The following is a 26789-nucleotide window of genomic DNA, read 5'->3' on the forward strand; positions in this document are numbered from 1 at the left end:
ACTTGTGGACAAAGTGTCCCGAAGTTGTGGCTACACTCCCGGAAAAGTAACAGGACAGCGGGCAACCGTCAAGGCTGAAATGAACGGGCTTACACCCGGCCTTGACCGCCACCCGCCGTTCCGCTGAATGGGTGAACAAGGCGACCAATCCCTCAAAGTGCTTGGCCGCTCTCTTTCTGATTTTGGAGTGTTTCTTTTCTCATAATTGAAATGGGCGGGAAGCCATTTTAGGGCTTTCCCGCCTTGATTGCCCATCAGCAAAGCCAGACGGAACGGTCAACGGCGGCGCATGAAATGCGCCGTTCATCTTGACCGTTAACTGGCTTTGCTATTTCTCTGATAAATGAAATTTCGATTTTTAGAAATCGTTTAAGATAGCAATGCGGCTCCACTTGAAATTTTTTCTTTTACTGCAAAAACAGCCTCTTGGATAGAATAGGTTGTCGTTTCTATAACATTCGATTCATATATCCCCAAATTACAAAATTGCTCCCACATTGTTTCTACTAATTCAACATTTGTTTTTCTGTCTAATTTTGAACGTTCCACAGCTCGTTTCATAGTTTCTTCTTTACTGGCTCTTAAAACAATATAGTGTACTTCATAATCTTCTCGAACAAGGGCTCTCCATGGTTCTAAAAACCACGGCCCGACAATTCCATCTACAATTACATCATATCCGCCGCGGGCATAGCGCTTTGCAGCTTCTAAAAAGGCTTCAATGACAACTAAATTTTGTTCGTTGGACTCTGGTAAATGCGGCGGTATTGCTCCTTTGCTTAAATAATGAAAGGCTATGTCACAACAAACAGTTGATAAATAGCCATTTTTATAGGGGAGTATCAGAACTCCCCTACAAACTGTTATTTGCAGTTATCTATACTCATTTGGAATTTCGATATGAAGTGTCTCACACAATAACTTCACATCATGTGCATCATTTTCATCAAACTCGTATCCCAGATGGAACATTACTTGACTATATGGTTCAATACAGGAAACCTCTATTTCCTCAATTCTTCCTTTACCCGAAAAAGTTTCTACCGGAAAACAATCCCCATCATAAAGAATTTCACCTTCGTCCGTATATTCAAAACAATGCAAATCAATAATTCTGTTTTTCAAATCTTCCCATACAGTATGGTTCAATGTTGTATATTCCATCTTAATCTCATAAAAGCCATTAGCTTTCATTATTTCTATAAAGTTCTGATAATCGTTCTTTTCTACAAAAATGTCAATATCATTATGGGCTCTTGACTGATATCCAAGAAGAGCATCTACACCCCAGCCACCATCAAGAAAGACTTTAATCTCCGCATCTATTGCAAATTGAAGAATCTGTTTTACATCTGTTATATTGACCATCTTATCATCTCCACAAATTCTAATTAGGCGACCAGAGGAACTGCTGGTCTGTTTGATAAATCTCTGCATTTAGCAGTTTTCAATGTTGCCAAAACGAAAGTTAAGAAGATGTTCCTTTTCTCCATGTCGCTTTCTTTGGCGTAATTTACAAGGTTATTCCACACAAGATAGTTGTTCAGATACTTGGTAGAAACACCGTTAAAGCCACGCATAAACCTCTTTAGCTGGCTATGGTAGCTATTGATATGTTGGATATTATAAATGCCTTTCTTGGCTTTGCCAGTCTTTAACTGCACAAGGTCAATGCCATTGGCATTTGTAAATCTCACATAGGAGTTCATCTTGTCCGTAACAAGAGTGGAATTGGTCTTAATCCTACCATCATAAATATGATGTAAATCTATTGTAGAAACTCTACCAGTATTCGTAATCTTGGAGATAGACAAGCCATTCCTATTAACCGCACAAGGAACACATACCTTTTCTTGGGACAAGCCTCTGATATGTGTAGAATGACCACGCTTATGAGCCTTGCGTGGCATAGCAAATGTCTTACTCTTGCTATGATTGCCCTTGTACGAGATGGCGAAAAAAGTTTCGTCAGCCTCAATAATGCCGTCAAGGGTAACATCGTCTGCCATATTCTGAAGTGCATCCAAAATCTTGTGTCTCCAAAGGAATGCGGTGTTTCTGTGAATCCCACAAGCAACAGCAGTCTTACGAATGGATAAGCCATTCATCATACAATCAATGTACTGCTCCCACACGGACAAGTCTTTTCTTGTACCAGACACAATGGAGTTCGTAGCAATCACGAAGGACTTGCCACAATCCTTACATACATATCGCTGTGTGCCATCTTTACGATGACCATTGCGAACCACATGGATACAGCCACAAAGAGGGCATACACGACCATTTGCAAAGCGTTCCTTTGCTACGAAATCTTCAATATTCAAAGACTTTACAAAGGCAGGACTTAAAAGCATTGTTTTAAGGCTTTCCTGCTCTGCGACAGTCAACTTACCGATAATATCTAATGCGTCTTTGATAGTAGGCATATCCAATTACCTCCTTCGGTGGTACTGTTTCTTACTATTATTATACGCTATTTCTCGTCAAAAATCAACCATTTGTTGTGACAGAGCCTAATGAAAAAAGTCGTCTGTGTGCATATGCACAGATTTATCCATGTTCGATTCTTTTGCGACAATCGACGCAGTTGTTGTCTTTCCTGTTCCCGGCGAACCTGTAATCACAATAATTCTTCCTTGATTCATCTACATTCTCCCTCGCAATTCAGATTTACCGCTCTCTTTCTGATTTTGGAGCGTTTCTTCTCTCAAGATTGAAATGGGCGGGAAGCCATTTTAGGGCTTTCCCGCCTTGATTGCCCATCAGCAAAGACGGGCGGGACTGTCAACGGCGGCGCATTTATGCGCCGTTCATCTTGACCGTTGATTGGCCCCGCTAACTTTGCTACTCTGTTCTAAGTAATTCCTCAATTTGTTTTTTCATATATTCTACAAGTGCCATCGCTTCCTTTTCTACTGTCTCCCATTCATCAGACAAATTTCCCAAATAAGCTTCCTTTGCCGTTGTTAGCAGGGGGGGAAATCTCTCCGGCAATTTTAAAATTACCCATTTTGCGGCAACATCTTTTGTCGTGATTTCTTCTGTTACTAAAGTAAACCACATTCGTGATAAGGTTAATAACACATTTCTTTCATCACCCTTAAAGCTGGAAATCAAACCAGGTAAAGAAAACCGAATTGCTTTTTTAATTTCGTGAAATGGGATAGCGGGAATAAGCTCTTTGCTTTCCGCCCCCTTCAAAGTTATGCTATTTTTTCTTGCTTGCCATAATAAAATCATTATATCTGGGTCATTGCAGGCTTGCGGATATTCTCCTGCTTCCATCTCTCCCCTTAGCCATTCACCATACATATACTGACATTTTGGCGGAAATTGCAACGGAACAATATCAGATTGATTGATAATAGTTACCTCTAAAGGTCTTTTTTCAATACAGCCTACGGAGCCAGAAATTTTCAATAATTGCTTTGTTAGATCTGCTCTGATTGAATTACTCAATTCTTGTTTAGTAATTATCAGTATATCTATATCACTATCTGGACGCAGCCCATTCATTGTTGCTGAACCATATAAATATATCCCCAATATTTGACCTTGTAATATGGTTTCTGCTATTGAAATAACTTGATTTACTTGTTGTGGAAATTCATTTATATTCATTGTAACTCCTATATGTATTTATTTTTACTCCTCAACAACTGATAAAACAGCGTCTAAGGCTAATTCTAAGGCTATGGATATACTTGTTTTTCCCCATTCTCTTTCTTGGTATTTATGAGGGTCTGCAAGAGTATCGGCTGAAAAAAGCAGCATAGCCCATGTAACTTTTCTAAATTTTGCACACGCCGCCAATGCGGAACATTCCATTTCTACTACTTGACATCCCTCTTCTTTCCGATACTGAACCATTTCTACTGTTTCTCGATAAAAACCGTCTGTTGTCCATGTTTTAACTTCCCAATATGGTATATTCTTTTGGCTTAAAGCAGATTCAATCGCATTTATACCAGCCTTTGAAATCTCTACTTCTCGGGAGGGAGGAAGATAATGGTAAGATGTTCCCTCATCTCTCAATGCAGAAACAGGTATCAAAAATCTATTTTCCGGGATGTCTTCCAATACGCCGCAAGAGCCGACGGAAATAATCTTTGTTACACCCCCTGCAATTAAATATTCTAAAACTTGGACGGCAGCAGCACTTCCCACAGGAGCCGGACATAGACATATTTTCTCCTGATTATAAAGACATTCATAAATAGGATATCGTCTTGTTGCACTTTCAAATTCATCTATCTGTATTCCATCATGGGTATGTGCATAATTTTCAACCTCGTCTCCTAAAAAAGCAAACACTGCTTTTGCAGGAAAACATTTTTTCCCATTTCCCGGCTGAAAAACAGCTTTTGATGCGGTATCGTACTCTAAAACAGGGTAGTCATGCTTTACTAATGGCATATTATTATCTCGAATAACAGGCTATTATTCTATTCCTTTCATCATCTTTTTTGCCAACTGCTTGAACAGGTCGGCAGTTTCTTCATCCATCGGCGTAAGCTGTCCGATCTGTCCGGCAACCATCGCCGCTACATCGTCAATGGAAAGCGGGTTTTGCTTCTGTTCCGCCAATGCGTCCCGCATGGCTTGGAACATCGCGGCGGTCACAGCTTCTCCCGGCTGTTCCCCGTTGTCAATGTCTTTCTTAATATCCCGCAGGATAGCAAGGAACACATTTTTGATTTTCTCAATCTCCGCCTCATGTTCCCCCATCTTCTGGGCGTTCAAAAGCTGTAAATCCTGCTTTGCTTCCGCCCGGTGTTCCGGGTGTTCTTTCATCAGGTCGGACAGGGAAGCCGTTGCTATCTCGATAAGCTGGTTTCTTGCTGTTATGCCTTTTGCCGCTGTGTCCTGAAAATAAATCCGTATCAAATCTATCAGCTTAGGAAAATTCCTGTGTTCCAACAGGCGGTTGAGGATTTGCACATCAACAGCACCCGTCACGAGCCCCCTCACGGCTCCCTCGGACAAGCCTAATTCAGAAATATCGTAGCTTTTACGGACGCTCACGGTGGATAAGCCCAGTATGTAGTCTGTCGATACCTTAAATTCCTTTGCCACGCCTATGAGAATATCACTGCTGACCGTTCTCGTTTCGCCGCTGACAATGCGGCTCAACTGGGAAGCGGAAACCCCTATCTTCTCCGCAAGTTCCTTTTGTGTGATGTGGTTCCCGTTGCATAAATCGGAAATCCGCTGTCCGGGTGTTCCGGGTAAAGCCATAGATACGCACCTCCTCCGCATACTTCCATTATACAGAATGATTGCAAAAATGCAATTTCCAAAGTGTAAACTTCATCAAAATGCAATTCTCGCAAAATTCCGGGGATTGCATTTTTTTCGTGTAGACTTAGGGTAGTTCATCGATGGACAGCACCTTGAAAACAGAATGACCGTCCGAAAAGGAATACCCCGGCTGGGGAAGCACCGCAAGGAACCGGACTTCGAGACAAAATGTCCCGAAGCTGCGGGGAGCGTGCCAACGCTGGAACACGCCGCAGGAATGGGGCAGGAAACCTTTTCGGGGAGAACGGCAACGGAAAGCAAAATGGAGGGAACGCATGAGAGATAACCCCTATAAAGACTTGCCGCCACTGGAACGCAGGCCGGACGGTTCCCTTTACCGCATGACACCGGCGCAGAGAAAACAGGCGGCCAGCCTGATACGCCGGGAGTGTTGTTGCTGTGAGGACGGCAACTGCATTGTCCTTGATGATGGGGACACCTGCACCTGCCCGCAGACGATTTCTTTCTCGGTCTGCTGTAAGTGGTTCCGCTGGGCGGTCTTGCCGCTGGACGGGACGTTGGAAGCGGAGATTTTCCGGGATAAGGACTTGAAACGCTGTGCGGTCTGCGGCGGCGTGTTCGTCCCCAAATCTAACCGGGCAAAATACTGCCCCGGCTGTGCCGCCAGAGTTCACAGGCGGCAGAAAACAGAAAGTGAACGGAAAAGGAGGTCTGCTGTGGACAGTTAGGAGCGAAAAAAGCCTTGATTTATCAGGCTCCGCAAGCCCCAAAACGGGGCAGGTGGTATAAAGTATCGCCCGCCCCGGAAAACGGGCTTCTAACCGTCCACAAAATGCGCTATGACAAATACCATCTATATCCATCAGCCGGAAAAGGCGTTCAGCTTCACCCGGCTCCCGAATTTCCTCTTTGAAGCCCCCACATTCAAGCCCCTGTCCAGCGAGGCAAAGGTTCTGTACGCCTTTATCCTGCGCCGGACAGAGTTATCCCGCAAGAATGGGTGGGCGGATGACTGCGGACGGATTTTCCTGTATTACCCCATCTGCGAGGTGGTTGACCTGCTCCACTGTGGGCGGCAGAAAGCGGTGAACACCCTGCGGGAACTGCAATACGCCGGACTGGTGGAAATCCAGAAGCAGGGCTGTGGAAAACCCAACCGCATTTTCCCAAAATCCTATGAAGCGGTTCCAAACACCGACTTCAAGAAATCCCGTTCTGGTACGCCGGAGGGCTGAAAACCGTACCCATGAAGTACGGAAACCGCCCCCCCTGAAGTACGAAAACCGGACGGTATATAGAAATACAAAGATTAAAATGATTTATTTATATCCATTCCATTCCTATCGTATCAGAGATAATTCCGGCGGGATTTTCCCTGTGGAAAACCCCGGATAGGAAAGGAATGGGGAAAGGAGCAGAATGGCACAACACGCAATTTTACGGTTTGAGAAGCACAAGGGCAACCCGGCAAGGCCGCTGGAAGCCCATCACGAAAGACAGAAAGAACAGTATGCCAGCAATCCCGACATTGACACAAGCCGGAGCAAATACAACTTCCATATCGTCAAGCCGGAAGGACGCTATTACCACTTCATTCAGAGCCGTATCGAGCAGGCCGGATGCCGGACGAGGAAAGACAGCACACGGTTTGTCGATACGCTGATAACTGCCAGCCCGGAGTTTTTCAAGGGGAAATCCCCAAAGGAGATACAGGCGTTCTTCCAGCGGGCGGCGGACTTCCTCATTGGACGGGTAGGACGGGAAAATATCGTGTCGGCGGTGGTACACATGGACGAGAAAACGCCCCACCTGCATTTGACCTTTGTTCCGCTGACAAAGGACAACCGCCTGTGTGCAAAGGAGATTATCGGCAACCGGGCAAACCTGACGAAGTGGCAGGACGATTTTCACGCCTATATGGTGGTGAAATATCCCGACTTGGAGCGTGGGGAGAGTGCCAGCAAGACAGGCCGGAAGCATATCCCCACCCGGATTTTCAAACAGGCGGTTTCCCTCTCCAAACAGGCCAGAGCCATTGAAGCCACCCTTGACGGCATTAACCCGCTGAACGCCGGAAAGAAAAAAGAGGAAGCCCTCTCCATGCTGAAAAAGTGGTTCCCGCAGATGGAGAACTTCTCCGGGCAGTTGAAAAAGTACAAGGTCACAATCAATGACCTGTTGGCGGAGAATGAGAAGTTGGAAGCAAGGGCAAAGGCCAGCGAAAAAGGAAAGATGAAAGATACGATGGAACGGGCAAAGCTGAAAAGCGAACTGGACAATTTACAGCGGCTGGTTGACCGTATCCCGCCGGATATACTGGCGGAACTGAAACGTCAGCAGCGGCACACGGTAAAGGAAAGGTGATAGATATAAGCAGAAATTTTCGCCGCCTCTGTGCGGCATTGTACCTTGAAAACTGAATATGGAGGACACTGGATGGCAAAAAGCAAAAGCGATATTTTTACACCCCGGACAGGGCAGGTCATACAAGCAGAGAACGGCACGCAGTATTTTGTATGTGGGAACAACCGTATAAAAATCTCCGAACACTTCGCCGCAGGCGGGAAGCCCCTCGGTGATCTGATTGTAGATGTGGTGCGGCATACCGCAGAAAAAGCCGCTTCAACCTGATAGCCCATCATTGATAACACGCCCACGCTTATGATATAATTGCCATAGAGCAAAAGTATTGTAAGCGTGGGTTGTTTCTTTAGAAGGAGGATTTTTAACGGTGAAACAACCTTACAATACTACGATTTACAACACGGCGCTTTATATGAGATTGAGCCGGGACGATGAACTGCAAGGAGAAAGCGGGAGTATTCAGACACAACGCATGATGCTCCGGCAATATGCCGCCGAGCATAGCCTGAATGTCATAGATGAATATATCGACGATGGATGGTCTGGAACGAACTTTGACAGGCCGGATTTTCAGAGAATGATTGATGACATTGAGGACGGGAAAATCAACTGCGTTGTTACGAAGGATTTATCCCGCTTAGGCAGAAACTACATTCTGACCGGCCAATACACGGAAATCTACTTTCCCAGCAAAGGAGTCCGCTATATCGCTGTCAATGACAATGTGGACACCATCAACGGAGAGAATGAGCTTGCCCCATTCCTCAACATTCTGAATGAAATGCACGCCCGCCAGACCAGCAAAAAGGTAAAAGCGGCCATGCGGACACGGTTTGCAAATGGCGCACACTATGGAGCCTATGCCCCGCTGGGCTATGTCAAAGACCCGGATAAGAAAGGCCATCTTCTGATTGACCCGGAAACAAGGTGGATTATCGAAAAGATTTTTGACCTTGCCGTTCATGGCCGGGGAGCCGCCAGCATTACACGGATTTTGGTCGAAGAAAAAGTGCCTACTCCCGGCTGGCTGAATTTCCAGAGATACGGCACTTTCGCAAATATCTATGCCGGAGCGCCGGAGGAAAAAGCCTATGCGTGGACGATAGCGCAGGTGAAAAGTATTCTGAAAGAGGAAACCTATATCGGACACAGCGTCCACAATAAGCAGACCAACATTTCATTCAAAAACAAGAAGAAAGTACGCAAGCCAAAAGAGGAATGGTATCGTGTGGAGAACACCCACGAAGCGATTATTTCCGAAGATGTGTTCCGTCAAGTACAGGAGCAGATTTGCAACAGGCGCAGACGGCAGAAGAACGGCACAACACAGATATTTTCCGGGCTGGTAAAATGTGCGGACTGCGGCTGGTCGCTGGCCTATGGTGTGAACAGCCAGAACAAAAATCCCTATGCCCACTACCATTGTAGCAAGTACGGGCAAGGATTGCACCAGTGTTCCATGCACTATATCCGCTATGATGTGCTTTACGCCTATGTCCTTTCCCGTCTGCAATACTGGTCTGTGCTGGCACAGCAGGATGGGGACAAACTTCTGAAACGGCTACTTAACGCCAGCGACAAGGAACGCAATACTGCAAGGAAGCGGCAGACAGCCGAACTGAAAAAGGCGGAAAAGCGCAAAGCAGAAGTAGACACCCTGTTTGCAAAAATGTATGAGGACTGGTCTGCCGGACGCATTACAGAATACAATTTCAATATGCTGTCCGAAAAGTATCAGGGCGAACAGCGAGAATTGGACGCAAAAATTGAACGGCTTCACGAAGCGATGGAGGTCGCCGCCCAGACAGCGGTTGACGCTGAAAAGTGGATAGGTCTGATGAAACAGTATGTCAATCCCACAGAATTGACGGCTGAACTTCTGAATACGCTGATTGAAAAAATCCTTGTCCATGAAGCGGTCAAAAGTGAGGACGGAAGCCGGGAACAGGAAGTGGAAATCTTCTACCGCTTTATCGGCAAAATCGAATGACACATCTTGAGATACCCAACAATATCTTTAACTAAGGGAAACGGGCAAAACCCAGCCGGACATTGAGACCCTCCACAAAATTGCTGAGATTTTGGACGTCACCATCGAAGAGCTGATCTACGGAGCCAAGCAGACCACCACCATCGTCAAGAATACCACCGTGCAAAACGCCACCAAGGGGCTGTCCTTTGGCGCCGCTCTGGCCATGGTGATCTCCTATGTGAACTGGCACTCCATCGGGTGGGCCATCTTCCACGGGCTTCTGAACTGGTTCTATGTGATCTATTACGTGCTGCGGTATGGGTGGAACGGATGACCTTGGCGATATCCTTTTCTCTTCATCTCCCTCCCGCCCCTTTACATCCTCCCTCCTCCGGGGTTATACTGTCCTCACAGAATCACCCCACTGCGAGAGGAGACATTCCCATGCACACAGACATTGATATCCAAGCCCTCATGGAGCTGGTCCGCCAGGCGGGCAAGCTGCTCTACGACCGGGAGGGCTCTACCCACATCCGCAAGAAGGGCCGGGCGGACTACGTCACCCAGGTGGACATGGCCGTCCAAGGCTTTTTCGGGGAAGAATTGCCCAAGCGCTGGCCCCACATCCAGTTCATGAGCGAGGAGCAGTCCAACGCCCATCTGGACCCCAACGCTCCCATGTGGGTACTGGACCCGGTGGACGGCACGTGCAACCTCATCCACGACCTGGGGATGAGCGCCATCTCTCTGGCCCTGGTGGAAGGTGGCCAGGTCATGCTGGGCATCGTATACAACCCCTTCAACGGAGAGATGTTCCACGCCGTCCGGGGACAGGGCGCCTTCCGCAACGGCGAGCCCATCCACGTCAGCGACCAGCAGGAGCTGGCGGACAGCCTCATTGCCATCGGCACCAGCCCCTACCAAAAGCAGCTGGCTGAGACAAACTTCGCCCTGTTCCGCCGCCTGTTCGAGGTGGGCGCTGACATCCGCCGCATGGGCACCGCCTCCCTGGATCTGGCCTACGTGGCCTGTGGCCGTATGGACGCCTATCTGGAACGGGGCCTGAAGCCCTGGGACTTCGCCGCCGGAATCCTGCTGGTGGAGGAGGCCGGAGGTCAGGTACGGGACTACCAGGGCAACCCCCTCATCCCCACCCAGCCCAGCGACATGTTCGCCCACAACGGTCCCATCGGTGCCCGCATCGCTGAGGCAGTCTCGCTAGAGTTCTGAGGACACCCGTCATTCATTTCTATCAAAGGCATAAAAAGTACGGTCAGCTGACGCTGACCGTACTTTTTTCTGAAACCGGGAGATTAGCCGCGGTTCTTGCGGGCCACGACAGTGGCGCCGGACAGCAGGCACACGGCGGCAGCCAGAGCCACCACGTACACCATCACCTGGGCGGAGTCGCCAGTCTGGGGCACGTTGTTCTCGGGCTTCTCGGTGGTCTGAGGCTTGTCAGTGGTCTGAGGCTTATCGGTAGCCTCGGGCTTGTCGGTGGTCTCAGGAGCGCCACCGGCGGTGAGGCCGTTCATGGCGTCGCTCAAAGCAGCCACAGCGGCGTCCACAGTGGCCTGGTCGTCCTCAGAGAGGGACTCGTTGGCCATGACAGCCTGAGCGTTGGCCAGAGCGGTGCGGAAGGTGGCCACGGCGGCCTCGCTGGCCCCGGTGGTATCCATGTTCGCAGCCTGAGCAATCAGGTCTTCCAGGATGGACTTGTCAGCCTTGAAGCGCTGGGCCAGGATGGCGTTGAACAGGGCATCTGCCACGGGCTGGATGTCCTCGTCCATGGCGTCGCCGTCAGCGTCCACTTCCTTGGCAGCAGCCAGAGCGTCCACCAGGGTCTGCCAGTTGTCCTGGACGTACTTGTCCTGGTCGGGGATCATGCTCTCAGCCTTGGCAATCAGCTGCTCCAGCATGGTCTTGTCACCCTGGGTGAGGCCCAGGCCCCAGATGCCCTCCAGCAGGGCGTCCCAAGCGGCGTCGATCTCGTCCTGAGTGGCGTTCTCCTTGTCCAGCACGATCTTGGCGTTGGCCAGAGCGGTCTCAAAGGCGGCCTTGGCGGTGTCAGTGACGCCCTCGGTGGACAGGGTCAGAGCGTAGTCATAGGTCTTCTGCAGCAGGACCTTGCTGCCGGCAATGATGGGGTGTACATTGCGCTCGGCCGTCTCGGGCAGAGTGGAACCGAAGGCGGCGATGACGTCGGCCACTTCTTCTGCCACGCTGGCATCGGTCTGAGCCTGGGGCACGTCGCTCCAGATGCAGAACATGGCGCCCACGGGGTCCTCGATGGTGCCGCCCATGAAGTTGTTGATGTTGAACTGGCTGGCCTTCTCGGCGGTGCACTTGTTGCCGCCCACGATCCAATACCAGTCGCCGTGGGTGTTCACCAGCTGGTGGCCCTGCTCAGCCAGGAAGGCGGGCTTGGCCACGTCATAGCCCCACCAACCGGAGGACCAATAGCAGATGATGATGTCCTGGTCGAAGGTGCCCTGATCGGTGGTGTTATCGTAGTAGATGCCGTCGTTGAAGGCCATGGGAGTCATGCCGGCGTCCTTGACCATGGCGGACACCTCATTGACGTACTTGATAAAGTCGTCGTACTGGCCATTGGCCACCAGCTTGGGGAAGCCCATGCCGCCGGCATCGTTGGCGTACTCGTCCACACCCATGTTGAAGAGGGTGCAGCCCTTGCTGGCGAAGTAGGTGATGTACTTCTGGAGGAACGCCTTGGTGAAGCTGGTGGCGGTCTCGTTGGTGATGTCAATGGTGCGCTGAGAGGTGCCATAGGCGCAGTCCACGCCGGTGAGGGCCTCAGCGGTGTCCAGGATGGCGTCCATGTGGCCGGGGGTGTTGATCAGGGGGATGATCTCCACGCCCTTGGAATCGGCATGGGACATGATGGCGTCCATGTCGTCCTCGGTGAGCTCGTCCACCTCAAAGTCGCTGTAAGCCTCGTTGCCAGCGTGGATGGCGGTGGACACCTCTTCGCTGGTGTAGGTGGTGTCACCCACAGTCAGGGACATGTCGTCCAGCAGGAAACGCATACCGTCGTTGCCCAGACCCAGCATCACATAGTGCATGCCAGCGGAAGAAGCGCTGTCGATGATGGACTTCAGGCTGTCCACGGAGAAATACTTACGGCCAGCGTCCACCATGACGATGGACTTGTCGTAAGAGCCCTCAGTGGCAGTTGTGGTGGTCTCCCCACTGCCCTGATTGGCGGCAGCGGCGGGGAGCAGCATGCTGGCAGCCATTGCAGCAGACAGCAGGATGGGCATAGCCCGTTTGAATAGTTTCACTACTCTTACCTCCTTGTGGTACATAAACTTCCTTTACCTACGCACGTTTTATCAATCATCACAGCCCGAGCCGTCGCTCTATGGCTGCTCTGTGGCCTGGGGCAAAGCCGTGCACATCATCGGGAACGCCGGTCCGCGCTCCCCCTTCCATTCTCCATCCTTCACCTGCCTTACCTGGAAGTTGCAGCTGCCTTCCCCCATATGAAACTAGTGGAAACGCATAAATCTCCATGGTAATTCTGGTATAGTTTACCACGACATCACCAGGTTGTCAACATTTCCCCACAAAATGTCAGCTTTTATTGGGTTTTGTCCTCTGTCCCGGAAAAAAGGGCAAAAAAAGACCCGCCATCGGCGGGTCTTTTTCCCAGTATTTGCTTGTCAGTGAGGGGCTCAGCCCGTCTCGCCGGGGAGGTTGACCTCCGGCATCAGCTCCTGGCTGACGATGGCCAGCATCTCCTCCAGCTTGTCGCACTCCTCGGGGCTAAAGCGCTCTTTGATGCGCTCCATGACCTTTCGAATGTAGTCGGTGCTGACATTGCAGTAATCCCGGTATTTCTGGGTCACTTGCAGGTGATATTCCCGCTTATCCTGCTCCGACTGCACACGGGTCAGGTACCCCTTGCGCACCAGACTGTTGATCTTATAGGCCGCATTGGGGGGTGAGATGCGCATAAAGGTGGCAAACTCGTTGACGGTGGGGGTGCCCAGGGCCTGGATGGTCTCCATGGCGAAGGTCTCCACCGTGGTCAGGCTGGCCTCCCGATTCTGAAAATGGGCGAAAATCTCCTGGTAAAAATGGAGCTTAAACTTGGTATACACCGCTCCGAATCGCTCCTCCAACATTCCGTTGCCTCCGTGTCCGTCTGTTTTATGGTACATAGTTCCAGATTTCACACAAAAGCCCGGTAATTTACTTACCCAGCGCCAGGGTGAGCTCGGCGGTGACGGCCACCTGGCCGTCCACCACAGCCTTGGCTTCCGCCACGGCCACGGGGCCTTTCTGTTTGATGATGGTGCACTCCAGCCCCAGCACGTCGCCGGGCACCACCTGGCGGCGGAAGCGGGCGTTCTTGATGCCGCCGAAGAAGCCCAGCTTGCCCCGATTCTCCTCCATGGACAGCACGGTGATGCCAGCCACCTGGGCCAGGGCCTCCAGAATGAGCACACCGGGCATCACGTGGTACTGGGGGAAGTGGCCCTGGAAGAAGGGCTCATTGACGGTGACGCACTTGATTCCCTTGGCCCACTTGCCCTCTTCTCCGTCCACAATCTTGTCCACCAGGGCGAAGGGGTAGCGGTGAGGCATGATCTGGGCGATCTCATTGGAATTGTACTGCATAGCCTTTAGCCCTCCCACTTCTTCATGAGCACGCAGGCGTTGTGGCCGCCGAAGCCCAGGGAGTTGGACAGAGCGCAGCGCACGGTAGCGTGGCGGCCCTGGTTGGGCACGATGTCCAGGTCACAGGCGGGGTCGGGCTCTTGGTAGTTGATGGTGGCGGGGATGTAGTCCTCCTTCACAGCCAGAGCGGTGAAGATGGCCTCCACGCCGCCGGCAGCGCCCAGCATATGGCCGGTCATGGACTTGGTGGAGCTCACGGCCAGCTTGTAGGCGTGGTCGCCGAACACGGTCTTGATGGCGGCGGTCTCGCCGGAGTCGTTGAGGGGGGTGGAGGTGCCGTGGGCGTTGATGTAGTCCACGTCCTCGGGCTTCATGTCTCCGTCGGCCAGGGCCTGGGCCATGGCACGGGCGCCGCCCTCGCCGTTGGGGGCGGGTGCGGTCATGTGGTAGGCGTCACAGGTGACGCCGTAGCCCACCATCTCGGCGTAGATCTTGGCGCCACGGGCCAGAGCGTGCTCCAGCTCCTCCAGCACCAGGATACCAGCGCCCTCGCCCATGACAAAGCCGCTGCGGCGGGCATCAAAGGGCACGGAGGCGGCGTTCTTGTCCTCTCCGGTGTGGAGAGCCCGCATGGTGGTAAAGCCGCCGATGGACAGAGGGGTCACGGCGGCCTCGGCACCGCCGCACACCATCACGGTGGCGTAGCCGTCCCGGATGTGGCGGAAGGCATCGCCCACGGCGTTGGAGCCGCCGGCACAGGCGGTGACGGGGCAGGTGCACATGCCCTTAAAGCCCAGGTCGATGGCAATGAGACCGGCGCCCATGTTGGCAATGGCCTCGGGGATGTAGTAGGGGTTGACCCGGTCGAAGCCCTTTTCCAGGCCGCGGGTCTGCTCGGCCTCGGTGGTGCCGATTCCGCCCACGCCGCTGGAGACGATGACGCCGCACTGGGTCAGGTCCAGCTTCTCCTTCTCCAGGCCGCTGTCGGCAAAAGCCTCCCGGGCGGCCACCATGGCAAATTGGGCATAGCGGGCCATGTGCTTGACCTCCCGCTTATCCAGCACGGTGGTGGGGTCCCAGTTCTTCACCTCGGCGGCCAGCTTCACCTTGCGGTCGGTGGGGTCATAGAGGGTAATGGTGTCGATGCCGCACACGCCCTCCTGCACTGCCTGCCAGGAGTCCGCCACGTTGTGGCCCAGGGGGTTGACAGTGCCCATGCCAGTGATGACAACTCTGCGTTTGTTTCCCATAATTTCCTCCTTGTCTGGTCACATGCCCATGCCGCCGTCCACGCTGAGCACCTGGCCGGTGATGTATCCGGCCCCGTCGCTGGCCAGGAAGGCCACGGCCTTGGCCACATCTTCGGGGGTGCCTGCCCGGCGGGCGGGGATGGTGGTGAGCATGGCCTCCCGGGCCTGTTCGGGCAGGGCGGCGGTCATATCGGTGGCGATATAGCCGGGGGCCACAGCGTTGACGGTGATGCCCCGTCCGGCCAGCTCCTTGGCCAGGGACTTGGTCATACCGATGACGCCAGCCTTGCTGGCGCAGTAGTTGACCTGGCCGGGGTTGCCCCGCAGGGCCACCACGGAGCTGAGGTTGACGATGCGGCCATACTTGGCCTTCATCATGGGCCGGGTCACCGCCTTCATGCACAAAAAGGTGCCTTTCAGGTTGGTGCTCACCACGGCGTCAAAGTCCTCTTCCTTCATGGTCATGGCCAGGCCGTCCCGGGTGATTCCGGCGTTGTTGACCAGGATGTGCACCCCGCCCAGCTCTTTGACGGCGGTGTCCACCAGGTTCTTCACGGCCTCGGCGTCGGTGACGTCACCCTTGAAGCTGCGTGCCTCCACACCCAGCTCGGTGAGGGCGGCCAGGGTCTCCTGAGCAGCGGCGTCGTTGCCGGCGTAGGAGAACACCACATTGGCCCCCTGGGCGGCCAGTTCCAGGCAGATGGCTCGGCCAATGCCCCGGCTGCCGCCGGTGACGATGGCCACTTTTCCCTTCAATGACATGGTCGAATCCCTCATTTCAGTGCCTGGACCAGGGCCTGAACGTCGGCCACGGTCTCCACGGCATAAGTCTTGATCTCGGGGGTGGTCTTGCGCACAAAGCCGCTGAGCACCTTCCCCGGTCCGATTTCTACGATGGTATCCACACCCAACTCAGCCAGACGACGAATGGTGTCCTCCATGTACACGGAGGACTGCACCTGGCGCTCCAACAGGGCGGGAATGGTGTCGTCGGGGCCCATCTCACGGCCCAGACAGTTGAAGAGTACGGGCACCTGCATCTCGCCAAAGGTCTCCCCCTTGAACTTCTCGGCCAGGGCGTCCCCGGCAGGCTTCAACAGGGGGGTGTGGAAGGGTCCGCTGACCTTCAGGGGCATGCAGCGGCGGGCACCCATCTCCTTGGCCAGGCGGGCGGCCTCGTCCACAGCAGCCTGGTGGCCGCCGATGACCAGCTGACCGGGGCAGTTGTAGTTGGCAATGGCCACCACGCCCAGGGAGGAAGCCTGCTCACAGGCCTGCTCCAGCTTGGCCCGGTCCAGGCCCAGCACGGCGGTCATGCCGCAGGGCACGTCCTTGGCGGCCTCGGCCATCACCTTGCCCCGGAAGGCCACCAGAGAGATGGCCTGCTGAGGGGTAAACACCCCGGCGGCCTGGAGGGCGGAGTACTCGCCCAGGCTCAGGCCCGCCACGTAGTCGGGGCGGATGCCCTCATGGTTGAGAATCTGGGTGACGCCCACGGCGAAGGCCACCATGCAGGGCTGGGTGTACCGGGTCTCATTCAAAACCCCCTGGCTGTCCTGGAAGCTAACCTCTTTGACGTCAAAGTCCAGGTCTGCCCCGTCCAGCACGGCCCGGAACTGGGGGTAGGTCTCGTACAGGTCGGCACCCATACCCGGGTGCTGGCTGCCCTGTCCGGCATACAAAAACGCAATGCTCATCCCTGCATCTCCTTTACGGTCTTGTCATAGCCTGCCATCAGATCCTCGAAGATCTGGCGCAGGGGGCGCACCTCATGGACCATACCGGCCACCTGACCGGCCATGAAGCTGCCGGTGTCCACGTCGCCGTCAAACACCGCCCGGCGCAGAGAGCCCAGAGTCAGCTTCTCCAGCTCCTCCAGGGGCAGGTGGTCCTTCTCCATGCGCACATACTCCCGGGCCATCTTGTTCTTCAGCACCCGCACGGGAGCGCCAGTGGTGCGGCCGGTGACGATGGTGTCGGTGGCGCTGGCCTTGATGACCGCCTTCTTGTAGTTTTCGTGGATGGGGCACTCCTCGCTGGCCAGCAGGCAGGTGCCGATCTGAGCGCCGCAGGCGCCCAGGGCAAAGGCAGCGGCCAGCTGACGGCCGTCGGCGATGCCGCCGGCGGCGATAACGGGGACGGACACGGTGTCCACCACCTGGGGCACCAGGGCCATGGTGGTCATCTCACCCACATGTCCGCCGCTCTCGGTGCCCTCGGCGATGAAGCCGTCCACACCCAGCCGCTCCAGGCGCTTGGCCAGGATGGGAGCCGCCACCACGGGGAAAACCCGGATGCCAGCCTCTTTCCAGGCGGGGACGTACTTGCCGGGGTTGCCGGCACCGGTGGTGACCACGGCCACCCCCTCCTCCACCACGACCTTGGCCAGGTCGTCAATGTGGGGGTTCATGAGCATGAGGTTGACGCCGAAGGGCTTGTCGGTGTGCTCCTTGGCGATGCGAATTTCCTTGCGCAGGGTCTCAGCGTCCCAGCCGCCGGAGCCCACCAGACCCAGAGCGCCGGCGTTGGACACAGCGGCGGCGAAGGCGCCGGTGGCGATGTTGGCCATGCCGCCCTGAATCAAAGGAAACTCAATTCCCAGCAGTTCATTTAACTTCATATCTGTTCAATCCTCCATTCTCAGCCCTGGGCCACTTCCAGCAGAGCGCCCGCCCAGGTCAGTCCGCCGCCAAAGCCCACGCACAGGACCTTATCTCCGGGCTTCACGTCTCCGTTTTGCACCAGCTCGTCCAGCAAAATGGGCACGCTGGCCGCCGAGGTGTTGGCGGTATGTTCGATGTTGCCGGTGCACTTGGCCGGGTCTACCCCCAGCTTCTTCACGGCAAAATTGATGATTCTCTGGTTGGCCTGGTGGAGCACAAAGCGGTCCACCTGGTCCAGGGTGATGCCCGCCTTCTCCGCCACTTCCCGGGCGCACCGGGGCAGAGCCTCCACGGCGAAGCGGAACACATCCTGTCCCTCCATGTGAATCACAGAGGGCTCACCCTTGTTGACCCCGGGGATGGTGAGCACCCGGTCGTTGCCCCGACAGCCCAGCACGGCGTGGATGGAGGGGTAGTCCTCCCGCCACTGAACCAGGGCAGCGCCAGCGCCGTCTCCGAAGAGCACGCAGGTGCTGCGGTCCGTCAGGTCCATGACCCGGCTGAGCACCTCAGCCCCCAGCACCAGGGCGTACTTGCGCTTTGCGGCAGCCAGCAGGCACTCGGCCGTGTGCAGGGCGTAGACAAAGCCGGAACAGGCGGCATTCAAGTCAAAGCAGATGGTGTCCTCCTGGAACCCCAGCTCCTTTTGCAGCACGCAGGCGGTGGCGGGGGTCAGGTGATCCTGGGTGAGGGTGGCCACCAGGCACACCCCGATCTGCTGGGGGTCAATGCCCCCCAGCTCCAGGGCCTTGCGGGCGGCGTCCAGACACAGGCTGGTGTGGCACTCCTCTCCGGAACAGTGGTGGCGGGCACCGATGCCGGTGCGGGTCCGAATCCACTCGTCGCTGGTGTCCACGATTTTCTCAAAATCCTGGTTGGTTATGACATGCTGGGGCAGGGCACTGCCCGTGGCCAGCAATTTGATTCCACTCATGTGCGCTCCTTTCTCAGGGCCTTTGCGCCCATGGCTCTAAATTTTTCATATCGACCGGTGAACAGGGCGTGGCCGCTCATGCGGCTCAGGCCCGCCAGTTCCTCCTGGAGCACCCGGTCCAGGGTGCGTACCATAGCGGCCACATCGGTGTGGGCCCCGCCGGCGGGCTCGGGAATCACTCGGTCGATGACCCCCAGTTCCAGCAGGTCGGCGGCGGTGAGCTTCATCACCTCGCAGGCCTCATCGCTCCTCGAGGCGTCCTTCCACAAGATGGCCGCAAAGCCCTCAGGAGAGAGGACGGAATACACGGCGTTTTCCAGCATCAGCACCCGGTTGCCCACACCCAGGGCCAGGGCGCCGCCGCTGCCACCCTCTCCGGTGACAATGGCAATGGTGGGCACGGTGAGGGCGGACATCTTGGCCAGCATCCGGGCGATGGCCTCGCCCTGGCCTCTGGCCTCCGCCTCCAGGCCGGGGTAGGCGCCGGGGGTGTCGATGAAGGTGATCACCGGGCGGCCAAACTTCTCCGCCTGGTCCATGAGCCGTCCGGCCTTGCGGTATCCCTCGGGGTTGGGCATGCCGAAGCGGCAGGCCATGCGCTCGGCCAGGTCCTTGCCCTTGCGGTGGCCGATGACGGTGACGGGACGGCCGTGAAACAGGCCGATGCCGCCGAAAATACTGGGGTCCTCCCCGCACAGGCGGTCCCCTTTCTGCTCAAAAAAGTCGGTAAACAGGCCCTGGACATAGTCCACCACCCCGGGACGGGCGGTGTTGCGGGCCAGCGCCACGCGCTCAGCAGCAGTATACTCAGCCATCCCGGTTTGCACCTGCCTTTCCATGGAGCTTCAGCAGCCGGATGAGGGTCTCCCGCATCTGACTGCGGGGGACCACAGCGTCCAAAAAGCCGTGCTCCAACAAATATTCTGCGCTCTGGAAGCCCTCGGGCAGCTCCTGGCCGATGGTCTGCTCAATGACCCGGGGCCCGGCAAAGCCGATGAGAGCCCCCGGCTCGGCCAGCATGATGTCGCCCAGGCTGGCAAAGGAGGCGGTGACGCCGCCGGTGGTGGGGTGGGTGAGCACCGAGATGTACAGGCCCCCCCGGCGGGAGAACCGCTCCAGGGCCGCCGAGGTCTTGGCCATCTGCATCAGGGACAAAATGCCCTCCTGCATTCGGGCTCCGCCGCTGGCAGCGAAGAGAATGAGGGGCAGCCGGGACTTGGCGGCCTGCTCCACCAGCCGGGTGACCTTTTCACCCAGGGCGGCGCTCATGCTGCCCATAAAGAAGCGGCTGTCCAGCACGCCCACCGCCACTTTTGTGCCGCCAATGCGGCCCAGAGCGGTGACCACGCCCTCGTTCATGCCCGTCTTGGCCTGGGCCTTAGTCAGCTTCTGGCGATAGCCAGGGAAGTCCAGAGGGTCGGCGGAGGCCAGCTCCTCGTCCAGCTCCCGGAAGCTGCCCCGGTCCAAAATCTGGCTCAGGCGGTAGTAGGCGCCAATGGGGTGGTGGTAGCCGCACAGGGGGCACACGTACCCCGCCGCCACCAGGTCCCGGTGGGGCACCTCGCCGCCGCAGCTGGTGCACACCTCACTGCTGTGGGGGTGTACCGAGGCGGACACGCTGTGCATGGCCTTCAGGGCCAGCAGCTTCTGTCTGCGCCGTTGAAACACAGAACTCATGCCTTCTTCTCCTCCTCAGCAGGATTGCTCCAGGCCAGCAGGGTGTCCAGATTGGCATCCATGAACCCGGTGTGATAGCTGCCCCGGACAAAGTCGGGGTGATACAAGATCTGGTGGAGCAGATCAATGTTGTTGGTGGTGCCCTCAATGACCAGCTCCTCCAGGGCCCGGCGCATGCGCCGGATGGCGTCCAGCCGGGTGGGGGCGTGGACGATGATCTTGGCCATCATGGAGTCGTAGTAGGGGGGCAGGTCGTAGCCGCCGTACAGGCCGCTGTCCACCCGCACCCCGCAGCCGCCGGGCATGTGGAGAAAGTCCACGTGGCCGGGGGTGGGCCGGAAGTCGTGGGTGGGGTCCTCGGCGTTGATGCGGCACTCAATGGCGTGGCCATGGAGCTGCACCTGATCCTGGGTCACCGACAGGGGCAGCCCGGAGGCCACCCGAATCTGCTCCCGTACCAGGTCCAGCCCGGTGACCATCTCGGTGACCGGGTGCTCCACCTGGATACGGGTGTTCATCTCTATGAAGTAAAACTCTCCTTCCGGAGAGAGGACAAATTCTACCGTACCGGCATTGACGTATCCGGCCGCCTTGGCCGCCGCCACCGCCGCCGCCCCCATCTTCTCCCGCAGCTCGGGGGTGAGGGCCTTGGAGGGGGATTCCTCCAACATCTTCTGGTTGCGCCGCTGGATGGAGCAGTCCCGCTCCCCCAGCTGGATGACGTTGCCCTGCCCATCGGCCATGATCTGGAACTCGATGTGGCGGGGGTTGACGATGAGCTTTTCCAGGTACATCTCATCGCTGCCAAAGCAGGCAATGGACTCGCTGCGTGCCTCCTGGAACAGGGGGATGAGCTGGTCGGGCTCGTAGACCCGGCGCATGCCCCGTCCGCCGCCGCCGGCGGCGGCCTTGATGAGCACGGGATAGCCCATGGCGTCGGCCAGGGCCTTGGCCTGCTCGGGGGTGTCCACCGCTCCGTCAGAGCCGGGCACCACAGGCACCCCGGCCTGCTGCATCAGCTTACGGGCGGCGGCCTTGTTGCCCATGTTGCGGATGACGTCCCCGGAGGGGCCGATGAAGGTGATGCCCGCCTGAGCACAGGCGTCGGCAAAGTCGGCGTTCTCCGACAAAAAGCCATACCCGGGGTGGAGAGCGTCACAGCCGGTCTGCTTGGCCACGGTGAGAATGGCGTTCATATTTAAGTAACTGTCGGCCGAGCGGGCGGGGCCGATGCAGTAGGCCTCCTCCGCCAGCTGCACGTGGAGGGCGTCGGCGTCCCCCTGGGAGTACACCACCACGGGCTGGATGTTCATCTCCCGGCAGGCCCGGAAGATGCGCACGGCGATCTCGCCCCGGTTGGCAATGAGAATGCGTCGAAACATGCCGCTCACCCTTCCCGGTAGCGAATCAGGTTCTGGCCATAGGACACCAGGTCGCCATCCTGGGCCAGTACCTCCTCCACCACGCAGTCACAGGGGGCCTTGATCTCATTCATGGTCTTCATGGCCTCCACCAGGCACAGCACGTCGCCCTTTTGCACCTTCTGCCCCGGCTTGACGTAGGGCTCTTCCCCGGGGGCGGAGGCGGCATAGAAGGTGCCCACCAGGGGGGCGGTGACAAAGGTGCCCTCTTCCACAAGGTCTGCCATAGCCTCAGGTGTGGGAATGGTGGAAACACCCACCACAGAAGCCATCGGGGCGGCGGCCACCGCCACGTTCTTGCCCAGCTCCAGGGAAAAGTCCTTGCGGGTCACCTTGAGAGTGGTCAGCCCACTCTGGTCAAAACGAGCCATCAGCTCGTAAATTTCTTGATTGGTCATAGCTCCTCCTTTTGGAAAAAAGGCACCGGGGTCCCCGGTGCCATTGCTTTTCCTCTTTCGATTAGCCCTGGTGGCTCTCCAGATAGTTCACCAGGTCGCCCACGGTCTTCATCTGGGGCAGAGCCTCGTCCTCGATGGTCACACCGAAGGCCTCCTCCAGAGCCATGGACAGCTCCACAGCAGCCAGGGAATCGGCGTCCAGGTCCTCAGCCAGACGGGCGTCCATGGTCACCTTGTCGGCGTCACAGTTGAGAGTCTCCACAATGATGTCGCGAATCTGCTCGAAATCCATATTGACAGCTCCTTTAAATTTGTGTTTTTTGAATTTAGTTAAAATTATTTAAGTAAAATAATTTAAGTACATTGTAGCACCATCGCCCTCAAAGTCAAGGGGTGATTTTAAGTTTTACAGATTCATGCAGGTTCCATAAAGTTCGACGTTTTATCATAGTGGAGGTGCACAACAAAAATTCCCAGGTGGGGAAGTTGCTGGTTGCAAACTTCCCCGCCCCCTCTCCCTTTCGCGGAAGATTGCCCTTCTTTTTCTCCTTGGCACAGGCTTGCCAGCCAGGCGGGGACGCTTCCCGCTGGGGGTTCCTTTTGCTCGGTCAAAAGGAACCAAAACCCGCTTAGGGCGTTCCCCCCTAAGTACCCCCCCTGGGGTACGAGGCTGGACCTGCGTCAATCCTATGGTCGGCCCTGGCCCCGGTGGGGTCACATAGATGGCCTGGCAAGTCTATCGAACGCATTTCCTTCTCTGTGAGACTGTACCTCTGTTTCCAGGGCCTCACCCCGGTGTGCGGCGTTTCCGCCGCCGGGAGCCAGGCCTCCGGCAACTGGGAACAGTTGCATTCCAAGGTAAGGCCCTGGCAGTAGAAGGACACACGAACAGAGGAGTAAATACAAACCATAGAACGACAAGTCATCTATGTGACCCCACCAGGCTAAGGGCCGAAATAAGGAGGACGCAGGGACTCCCAGTACCGCGGGGTGGATTCCACAAGGCGGGGAAAGGCCCCGCCTTTGGCGATTCTTTCCCCGATTTCTCATCGCTGAGAAATCGGGCCCAGCGGAGCGTCCCCACGTTGGGGACATTCTCCAGAGAAATTGGAGAAGCAAATTCTTCTTTCTAAGAAAAAGGAGGAAGCACACGGCTTCCTCCTTCTCTTATTCCTCAATGGCAATGTCTACCCCGTTGACCTGCACCCCGTCCTGGGCACGGATCAAAATGTACTTCACCCCGTCAATGACCCGGGTGGACACCAGGTCGCTCTGCTCGGCGGGCAGACGCACCGTCACATCGGCGGCGGCCACCTCCACCTGCTTGGGCTGAATGACGTTGGCGGGGTTGATGGCCGTTTCCTCCCCAAAGGCCTCCTGGAACTTGCGCCCGAACTCCTCGGCGCAGTGGGCGGGCACCCCGCAGGAGCGCAGCACACCCGCCATCTCCCCGTGGTTCAGGGTCAGAGGCTCCGGCTCGTGGCTCTCCTTATGGACCTCCATCATCTCTCGCAGCTGTTGGTGCACCCCTTCCACCACCTCGTAGCTGCCCTGACCCTCCAGGGCCTCGCTGAAAATGGTCTGGAAGGTCTCCTTCTGGGCCTGGGCAGGCATGGGAGGCTGGCAGCGGAACAGCTCGCTCCACATGGCCTCCTGGCTGGCCTTGGTGTCCTTGGTGTAAAAGAGCGCCCCATACAGGTTGGTGCTGCGCTCGTCAAAGGCGGGGAACAAAAAGCCCAGAGCGGGGGGGCTCACCAGGTGGTTCATCTGGCGGTTGTGGAACTCATTCTCCCGCATGTAGTAGCTCAAGGCAGGCTTGGTCTCCTTCACGGGACAGATGGAGCACATAATATAGCGGTACACCTCGTTGCCCCCGTCGTCCTGGCGGCTACCGTCCTTGCCCCGGTAGGGCACGTCGTAGCTGTCCTGAATGAGCAGAATGAGATAGCTGCCCTCCAGCTCCACCGTCTCCACAATGCGGCGGAACAGCTCCTCCACAGCGGCGTCATCCTTCAAGGCGGAGTCCCGCACCGTCATCAGCAGCTTGTGCTCCTCCCCATAGGCCACCTGCTGGGTCTCAAACTCCATGGGCAGCAGGTTCTTCCCCAGCTTGCCCGACAAGGTCTTGCGCAGCACCCCCAAAAACATGTCCCGCTCGTCCTCGCTGAGCATGGACAGGGGCTGGTTGAACTGGGAGACAATGTGTTTGAGTTCATTGACATAACAGCCCCGGATGGAGCCGATGGCATTGCGGTCATCTTTAAAGCGGCGGCGAATTTCGCCGATTTCCTTCTCATTCATGGTGGAATACTCCTTATAACTCGGTATCAACCCCCACAGCGGGGGAATATCAGTATAGCACGCTTCCGCCGCCCCTGGCAAGGAGAGTTGTGAAACATGCACATTGACAAGGGAAAAAAATCTCGTATAATAAAACCCACTGGTGTCATGACACCTGTATGGATAGAAAGAAGGAGGAAATCCCATGTCCAAATTCAAGGAGTTTCTGGCCCGAAAGGACGTTGTCATCTCGGGCAAGCGGTACGGCATTGACGCCCTGGGGGCCATGGCCCAAGGCCTGTTCTGCTCCCTGCTCATCGGTACCATCTTAAATACCTTAGGCAAACAGCTGGGGCTGGAGGTGCTGGTGACGGTGGGGGGCTACGCCTCCGCCATGAGCGGGGCAGCCATGGCCGTGGCCATCGGCTACGCCCTGAAAGCCCCTCCCCTGGTGCTCTTCTCCCTGGTCACCGTGGGCTACGCCGCCAACGCCCTGGGCTCTACCACCCTGGACGGCGGGTCGGGAGCTGGCGGTCCCCTGGCGGTGCTGTTCATCGCCATCATCGCCGCCGAGCTGGGCAAGCTGGTGAGCAAAGAGACCAAAATTGACATTCTGGTCACCCCCCTGGTGACCATTCTGGTGGGTGTGGGCCTGTCCGCCTGGTGGGCCCCCGCCATCGGCACCGCCGCCTCCTCTGTGGGTGACTTCGTGGAGTGGGCCACCGTGCTCCAGCCCTTCTGGATGGGCATTCTGGTGTCTGTGGTCATCGGCGTGGCCCTCACCCTCCCCATCTCCTCGGCAGCCATCTGCGCCGCCATTGGCCTGACCGGACTGGCGGGCGGTGCGGCTGTGGCGGGCTGCTGCGCCAACATGGTGGGCTTTGCCTTCCTCTCCTTCCGGGAAAACCGGTGGGGCGGCCTCATCAGCCAGGGCCTGGGCACCTCCATGCTGCAAATGGGCAACATCGTCCGCAACCCCCGCATCTGGCTGCCCGCCATTTTCACCTCCGCCATCACGGGACCTCTGGCCACCTGCGTGTTCCAATTCCAGATGAATGACCCCGCCGGCGGCGTGGCCTCGGGCATGGGCACCTGCGGCATGGTGGGCCCTATTGGGGTATACGCCGGATGGGTCAACGATGTGGCCAACGGGGTCAAAGCCGCCATCACCGCCATGGACTGGGTGGCCATGGCCCTCATCTGCTTCATCCTCCCCGCCGTGCTCACCTGGGCCTTCGGCCTGCTGCTGCGCCGGATTGGCTGGATTCGGGAGGGAGACCTCACCCTCTCTTGACATTCTCCTCTTCTCCCTGTAACATAAACATATGTTAAGATTTTCACAGAGAGAAAGAAGCGAGAGACCATGGTAGATCCGACTGTTGAGAATAAGCTGCGCTCCCTAGGCCTGATGGGAAACTATCAGGGGTACCACTGTCTGGTGTACAGCGTGCATCTCATTCAGGCCGACGACACCTACCTGGACATGGCCACCAAGCGGCTCTACCCCGAGGTGGCCCGGTTCTTCGGCATGAACCCCGGAGCGGTGGACAGCGCCATGCGCACCGCCATCTCCCTGTGCTGTACCCGGTGCCAGGCCCAGGTCTCCCAGATGTGCGGAGGCAAGGCCCGGCCCACAGTGACGGAATTTCTCCACGGACTGGTGAAGCAACTGGCAGAATGACCCCAGGGTGCGCCTCCCCGATGTTTGGGAGGTGCACCCTTTTTGTACCCCCTTTCGACCCGGTTGTGTTGACTTTTCCACCCCAAGTCTGATACAATACCCCGTAAATCTGAAAACAACGAGGTGTGAACATGGACAAATACAAGCTCTGTGCAGCGGCTCTCTCCGCCGCTCTTCTGGTGGCGCTGCCCGGCTGTACCCTTGGCACTCCCACCCCTACCCCTACGCCCACCCCCACGG

General features: G+C 56.3%; 27 protein-coding genes and 3 pseudogenes. 9 read left to right on the forward strand and 21 right to left on the reverse strand.

Annotated features, from left to right (window positions below; genetic code table 11):
• Nucleotides 1-369: 369 nt before the first annotated feature.
• From B5F22_RS06920 to B5F22_RS06950, 7 genes and pseudogenes are all read right to left on the reverse strand, one after another.
• Nucleotides 370-792 (reverse strand): annotated as a pseudogene (locus tag B5F22_RS06920) (chloramphenicol phosphotransferase CPT family protein); the annotation flags it as partial.
• Nucleotides 793-873: 81 nt separating this feature from the next.
• Nucleotides 874-1368 (reverse strand): lincosamide nucleotidyltransferase Lnu(C), encoded by a 495-nt coding sequence (gene lnu(C), locus B5F22_RS06925; RefSeq protein ID WP_019543803.1) that lies wholly within the window; start codon nt 1366-1368, stop codon nt 874-876.
• A gap of 23 nt (nt 1369-1391) precedes the next feature.
• Nucleotides 1392-2429: an IS1595-like element ISSag10 family transposase gene (locus tag B5F22_RS06930; RefSeq protein WP_058962567.1), complete on the reverse strand. Its 1038-nt coding sequence runs from the start codon at nt 2427-2429 to the stop codon at nt 1392-1394.
• 90 nt (nt 2430-2519) lie between these two features.
• Nucleotides 2520-2648: pseudogene (locus tag B5F22_RS06935) on the reverse strand (zeta toxin family protein); the annotation flags it as partial.
• 199 nt (nt 2649-2847) lie between these two features.
• The gene (ant(9), locus tag B5F22_RS06940) at nt 2848-3624 is read right to left on the reverse strand and encodes an aminoglycoside nucleotidyltransferase ANT(9) (protein ID WP_002578722.1); all 777 of its coding nucleotides are present in this window, start codon (nt 3622-3624) and stop codon (nt 2848-2850) included.
• Between the two features lie 24 nt (nt 3625-3648).
• On the reverse strand, nt 3649-4419 hold the full coding sequence (locus B5F22_RS06945; protein WP_002578723.1) for a nucleoside phosphorylase: 771 nt from the start codon (nt 4417-4419) through the stop codon (nt 3649-3651).
• A 24-nt stretch (nt 4420-4443) separates the two neighbouring features.
• Entirely contained in the window at nt 4444-5241 is a 798-nt protein-coding gene (locus tag B5F22_RS06950) for a helix-turn-helix transcriptional regulator (protein WP_002578724.1), read from the reverse strand.
• 338 nt (nt 5242-5579) lie between these two features.
• On the opposite strand from B5F22_RS06950, the gene B5F22_RS06960 reads away from it, so the two are divergent.
• The 7 genes and pseudogenes from B5F22_RS06960 (at nt 5580) to B5F22_RS06990 (ending at nt 10831) form a co-directional block, all read left to right on the forward strand.
• Nucleotides 5580-5993 (forward strand): cysteine-rich VLP domain-containing protein, encoded by a 414-nt coding sequence (locus tag B5F22_RS06960; RefSeq protein ID WP_058722955.1) that lies wholly within the window; start codon nt 5580-5582, stop codon nt 5991-5993.
• A 111-nt stretch (nt 5994-6104) separates the two neighbouring features.
• Complete coding sequence (locus B5F22_RS06965) at nt 6105-6500, forward strand: replication initiator protein A (RefSeq protein ID WP_087308758.1); 396 nt, start codon at nt 6105-6107, stop codon at nt 6498-6500.
• Nucleotides 6501-6684: 184 nt separating this feature from the next.
• On the forward strand, nt 6685-7629 hold the full coding sequence (gene mobV, locus B5F22_RS06970) for a MobV family relaxase (protein WP_087308759.1): 945 nt from the start codon (nt 6685-6687) through the stop codon (nt 7627-7629).
• Nucleotides 7630-7701: 72 nt separating this feature from the next.
• Nucleotides 7702-7896 (forward strand): hypothetical protein, encoded by a 195-nt coding sequence (locus tag B5F22_RS06975; protein WP_087392011.1) that lies wholly within the window; start codon nt 7702-7704, stop codon nt 7894-7896.
• A 100-nt stretch (nt 7897-7996) separates the two neighbouring features.
• On the forward strand, nt 7997-9619 hold the full coding sequence (locus B5F22_RS06980; protein ID WP_087308103.1) for a recombinase family protein: 1623 nt from the start codon (nt 7997-7999) through the stop codon (nt 9617-9619).
• Between the two features lie 49 nt (nt 9620-9668).
• Nucleotides 9669-9935: pseudogene (locus B5F22_RS12470) on the forward strand (helix-turn-helix transcriptional regulator); the annotation flags it as partial.
• Between the two features lie 110 nt (nt 9936-10045).
• Complete coding sequence (locus B5F22_RS06990) at nt 10046-10831, forward strand: inositol monophosphatase family protein (protein ID WP_087392013.1); 786 nt, start codon at nt 10046-10048, stop codon at nt 10829-10831.
• Nucleotides 10832-10914: 83 nt separating this feature from the next.
• Here the strand turns inward: B5F22_RS06990 and B5F22_RS06995 are convergent, their stop codons facing one another.
• From B5F22_RS06995 to B5F22_RS07060, 14 genes are all read right to left on the reverse strand, one after another.
• On the reverse strand, nt 10915-12903 hold the full coding sequence (locus B5F22_RS06995) for a family 20 glycosylhydrolase (protein WP_158096642.1): 1989 nt from the start codon (nt 12901-12903) through the stop codon (nt 10915-10917).
• A gap of 393 nt (nt 12904-13296) precedes the next feature.
• Nucleotides 13297-13749 (reverse strand): MarR family transcriptional regulator, encoded by a 453-nt coding sequence (locus B5F22_RS07000; RefSeq protein WP_087234225.1) that lies wholly within the window; start codon nt 13747-13749, stop codon nt 13297-13299.
• A 67-nt stretch (nt 13750-13816) separates the two neighbouring features.
• Complete coding sequence (gene fabZ, locus B5F22_RS07005) at nt 13817-14245, reverse strand: 3-hydroxyacyl-ACP dehydratase FabZ (RefSeq protein WP_087392016.1); 429 nt, start codon at nt 14243-14245, stop codon at nt 13817-13819.
• 5 nt (nt 14246-14250) lie between these two features.
• The gene (gene fabF, locus B5F22_RS07010) at nt 14251-15495 is read right to left on the reverse strand and encodes a beta-ketoacyl-ACP synthase II (protein ID WP_087392018.1); all 1245 of its coding nucleotides are present in this window, start codon (nt 15493-15495) and stop codon (nt 14251-14253) included.
• Between the two features lie 18 nt (nt 15496-15513).
• Nucleotides 15514-16257, reverse strand: a complete 744-nt coding sequence (fabG, locus tag B5F22_RS07015) for a 3-oxoacyl-[acyl-carrier-protein] reductase (protein WP_087392020.1) — start codon at nt 16255-16257, stop codon at nt 15514-15516.
• An 11-nt stretch (nt 16258-16268) separates the two neighbouring features.
• Entirely contained in the window at nt 16269-17192 is a 924-nt protein-coding gene (gene fabD / locus B5F22_RS07020) for an ACP S-malonyltransferase (protein ID WP_087392023.1), read from the reverse strand.
• Entirely contained in the window at nt 17189-18115 is a 927-nt protein-coding gene (locus B5F22_RS07025) for a nitronate monooxygenase (protein WP_087392025.1), read from the reverse strand. Before B5F22_RS07025 ends, fabD begins: the two co-directional genes overlap by 4 nt.
• Before the next feature lie 20 nt (nt 18116-18135).
• A complete protein-coding gene (locus tag B5F22_RS07030) occupies nt 18136-19092 on the reverse strand; it encodes a beta-ketoacyl-ACP synthase III (protein ID WP_087392027.1) in 957 nt (318 codons plus the stop codon).
• Nucleotides 19089-19907, reverse strand: coding sequence for an acetyl-CoA carboxylase carboxyltransferase subunit alpha (locus tag B5F22_RS07035; RefSeq protein WP_087392030.1), 819 nt, complete (start codon nt 19905-19907; stop codon nt 19089-19091). Before B5F22_RS07035 ends, B5F22_RS07030 begins: the two co-directional genes overlap by 4 nt.
• Nucleotides 19900-20769, reverse strand: coding sequence for an acetyl-CoA carboxylase, carboxyltransferase subunit beta (accD, locus tag B5F22_RS07040; RefSeq protein ID WP_087392031.1), 870 nt, complete (start codon nt 20767-20769; stop codon nt 19900-19902). The genes B5F22_RS07035 and accD overlap by 8 nt, the downstream gene beginning before the upstream one ends.
• Nucleotides 20766-22151, reverse strand: coding sequence for an acetyl-CoA carboxylase biotin carboxylase subunit (gene accC / locus B5F22_RS07045; RefSeq protein WP_087234242.1), 1386 nt, complete (start codon nt 22149-22151; stop codon nt 20766-20768). The genes accD and accC overlap by 4 nt, the downstream gene beginning before the upstream one ends.
• A 5-nt stretch (nt 22152-22156) precedes the next feature.
• The gene (accB, locus tag B5F22_RS07050; protein WP_087392032.1) at nt 22157-22588 is read right to left on the reverse strand and encodes an acetyl-CoA carboxylase biotin carboxyl carrier protein; all 432 of its coding nucleotides are present in this window, start codon (nt 22586-22588) and stop codon (nt 22157-22159) included.
• Between the two features lie 61 nt (nt 22589-22649).
• Nucleotides 22650-22880, reverse strand: a complete 231-nt coding sequence (acpP, locus tag B5F22_RS07055; protein WP_087234246.1) for an acyl carrier protein — start codon at nt 22878-22880, stop codon at nt 22650-22652.
• 875 nt (nt 22881-23755) lie between these two features.
• Nucleotides 23756-24889, reverse strand: a complete 1134-nt coding sequence (locus B5F22_RS07060) for a DUF4317 domain-containing protein (RefSeq protein ID WP_087234248.1) — start codon at nt 24887-24889, stop codon at nt 23756-23758.
• A gap of 184 nt (nt 24890-25073) precedes the next feature.
• Here B5F22_RS07060 and B5F22_RS07065 point away from each other — a divergent pair, with 184 nt between their 5' ends.
• Complete coding sequence (locus B5F22_RS07065; protein ID WP_087392033.1) at nt 25074-26162, forward strand: PTS sugar transporter subunit IIC; 1089 nt, start codon at nt 25074-25076, stop codon at nt 26160-26162.
• A 69-nt stretch (nt 26163-26231) separates the two neighbouring features.
• Nucleotides 26232-26549, forward strand: a complete 318-nt coding sequence (locus tag B5F22_RS07070) for a sporulation initiation factor Spo0A C-terminal domain-containing protein (protein WP_087234252.1) — start codon at nt 26232-26234, stop codon at nt 26547-26549.
• The last annotated feature ends 240 nt before the right edge of the window (nt 26550-26789 follow it).

The sequence above is a fragment of the Pseudoflavonifractor sp. An187 genome (assembly GCF_002160275.1).
In the GTDB taxonomy this organism is placed as follows: domain Bacteria; phylum Bacillota; class Clostridia; order Oscillospirales; family Oscillospiraceae; genus Enterenecus; species Enterenecus faecium.

Coding starts and splice junctions, on each gene's coding strand:
- accD (WP_087392031.1), bottom strand. CDS start 20,769: ATGAGTTCTGTGTTTCAACGGCGCAGACAGAAGCTGCTGGCCCTGAAG.
- fabG (WP_087392020.1), bottom strand. CDS start 16,257: ATGTCATTGAAGGGAAAAGTGGCCATCGTCACCGGCGGCAGCCGGGGC.
- B5F22_RS06960 (WP_058722955.1), top strand. CDS start 5,580: ATGAGAGATAACCCCTATAAAGACTTGCCGCCACTGGAACGCAGGCCG.
- B5F22_RS07035 (WP_087392030.1), bottom strand. CDS start 19,907: ATGGCTGAGTATACTGCTGCTGAGCGCGTGGCGCTGGCCCGCAACACC.
- acpP (WP_087234246.1), bottom strand. CDS start 22,880: ATGGATTTCGAGCAGATTCGCGACATCATTGTGGAGACTCTCAACTGT.
- B5F22_RS07025 (WP_087392025.1), bottom strand. CDS start 18,115: ATGAAGTTAAATGAACTGCTGGGAATTGAGTTTCCTTTGATTCAGGGC.
- B5F22_RS07070 (WP_087234252.1), top strand. CDS start 26,232: ATGGTAGATCCGACTGTTGAGAATAAGCTGCGCTCCCTAGGCCTGATG.
- B5F22_RS06950 (WP_002578724.1), bottom strand. CDS start 5,241: ATGGCTTTACCCGGAACACCCGGACAGCGGATTTCCGATTTATGCAAC.
- B5F22_RS07000 (WP_087234225.1), bottom strand. CDS start 13,749: ATGTTGGAGGAGCGATTCGGAGCGGTGTATACCAAGTTTAAGCTCCAT.
- B5F22_RS06965 (WP_087308758.1), top strand. CDS start 6,105: ATGACAAATACCATCTATATCCATCAGCCGGAAAAGGCGTTCAGCTTC.
- B5F22_RS07060 (WP_087234248.1), bottom strand. CDS start 24,889: ATGAATGAGAAGGAAATCGGCGAAATTCGCCGCCGCTTTAAAGATGAC.
- fabF (WP_087392018.1), bottom strand. CDS start 15,495: ATGGGAAACAAACGCAGAGTTGTCATCACTGGCATGGGCACTGTCAAC.
- B5F22_RS06930 (WP_058962567.1), bottom strand. CDS start 2,429: ATGCCTACTATCAAAGACGCATTAGATATTATCGGTAAGTTGACTGTC.
- accB (WP_087392032.1), bottom strand. CDS start 22,588: ATGACCAATCAAGAAATTTACGAGCTGATGGCTCGTTTTGACCAGAGT.
- B5F22_RS06990 (WP_087392013.1), top strand. CDS start 10,046: ATGCACACAGACATTGATATCCAAGCCCTCATGGAGCTGGTCCGCCAG.
- fabZ (WP_087392016.1), bottom strand. CDS start 14,245: ATGCAGTACAATTCCAATGAGATCGCCCAGATCATGCCTCACCGCTAC.
- accC (WP_087234242.1), bottom strand. CDS start 22,151: ATGTTTCGACGCATTCTCATTGCCAACCGGGGCGAGATCGCCGTGCGC.
- fabD (WP_087392023.1), bottom strand. CDS start 17,192: ATGAGCATTGCGTTTTTGTATGCCGGACAGGGCAGCCAGCACCCGGGT.
- B5F22_RS07030 (WP_087392027.1), bottom strand. CDS start 19,092: ATGAGTGGAATCAAATTGCTGGCCACGGGCAGTGCCCTGCCCCAGCAT.
- B5F22_RS07065 (WP_087392033.1), top strand. CDS start 25,074: ATGTCCAAATTCAAGGAGTTTCTGGCCCGAAAGGACGTTGTCATCTCG.
- B5F22_RS06975 (WP_087392011.1), top strand. CDS start 7,702: ATGGCAAAAAGCAAAAGCGATATTTTTACACCCCGGACAGGGCAGGTC.
- B5F22_RS06945 (WP_002578723.1), bottom strand. CDS start 4,419: ATGCCATTAGTAAAGCATGACTACCCTGTTTTAGAGTACGATACCGCA.
- mobV (WP_087308759.1), top strand. CDS start 6,685: ATGGCACAACACGCAATTTTACGGTTTGAGAAGCACAAGGGCAACCCG.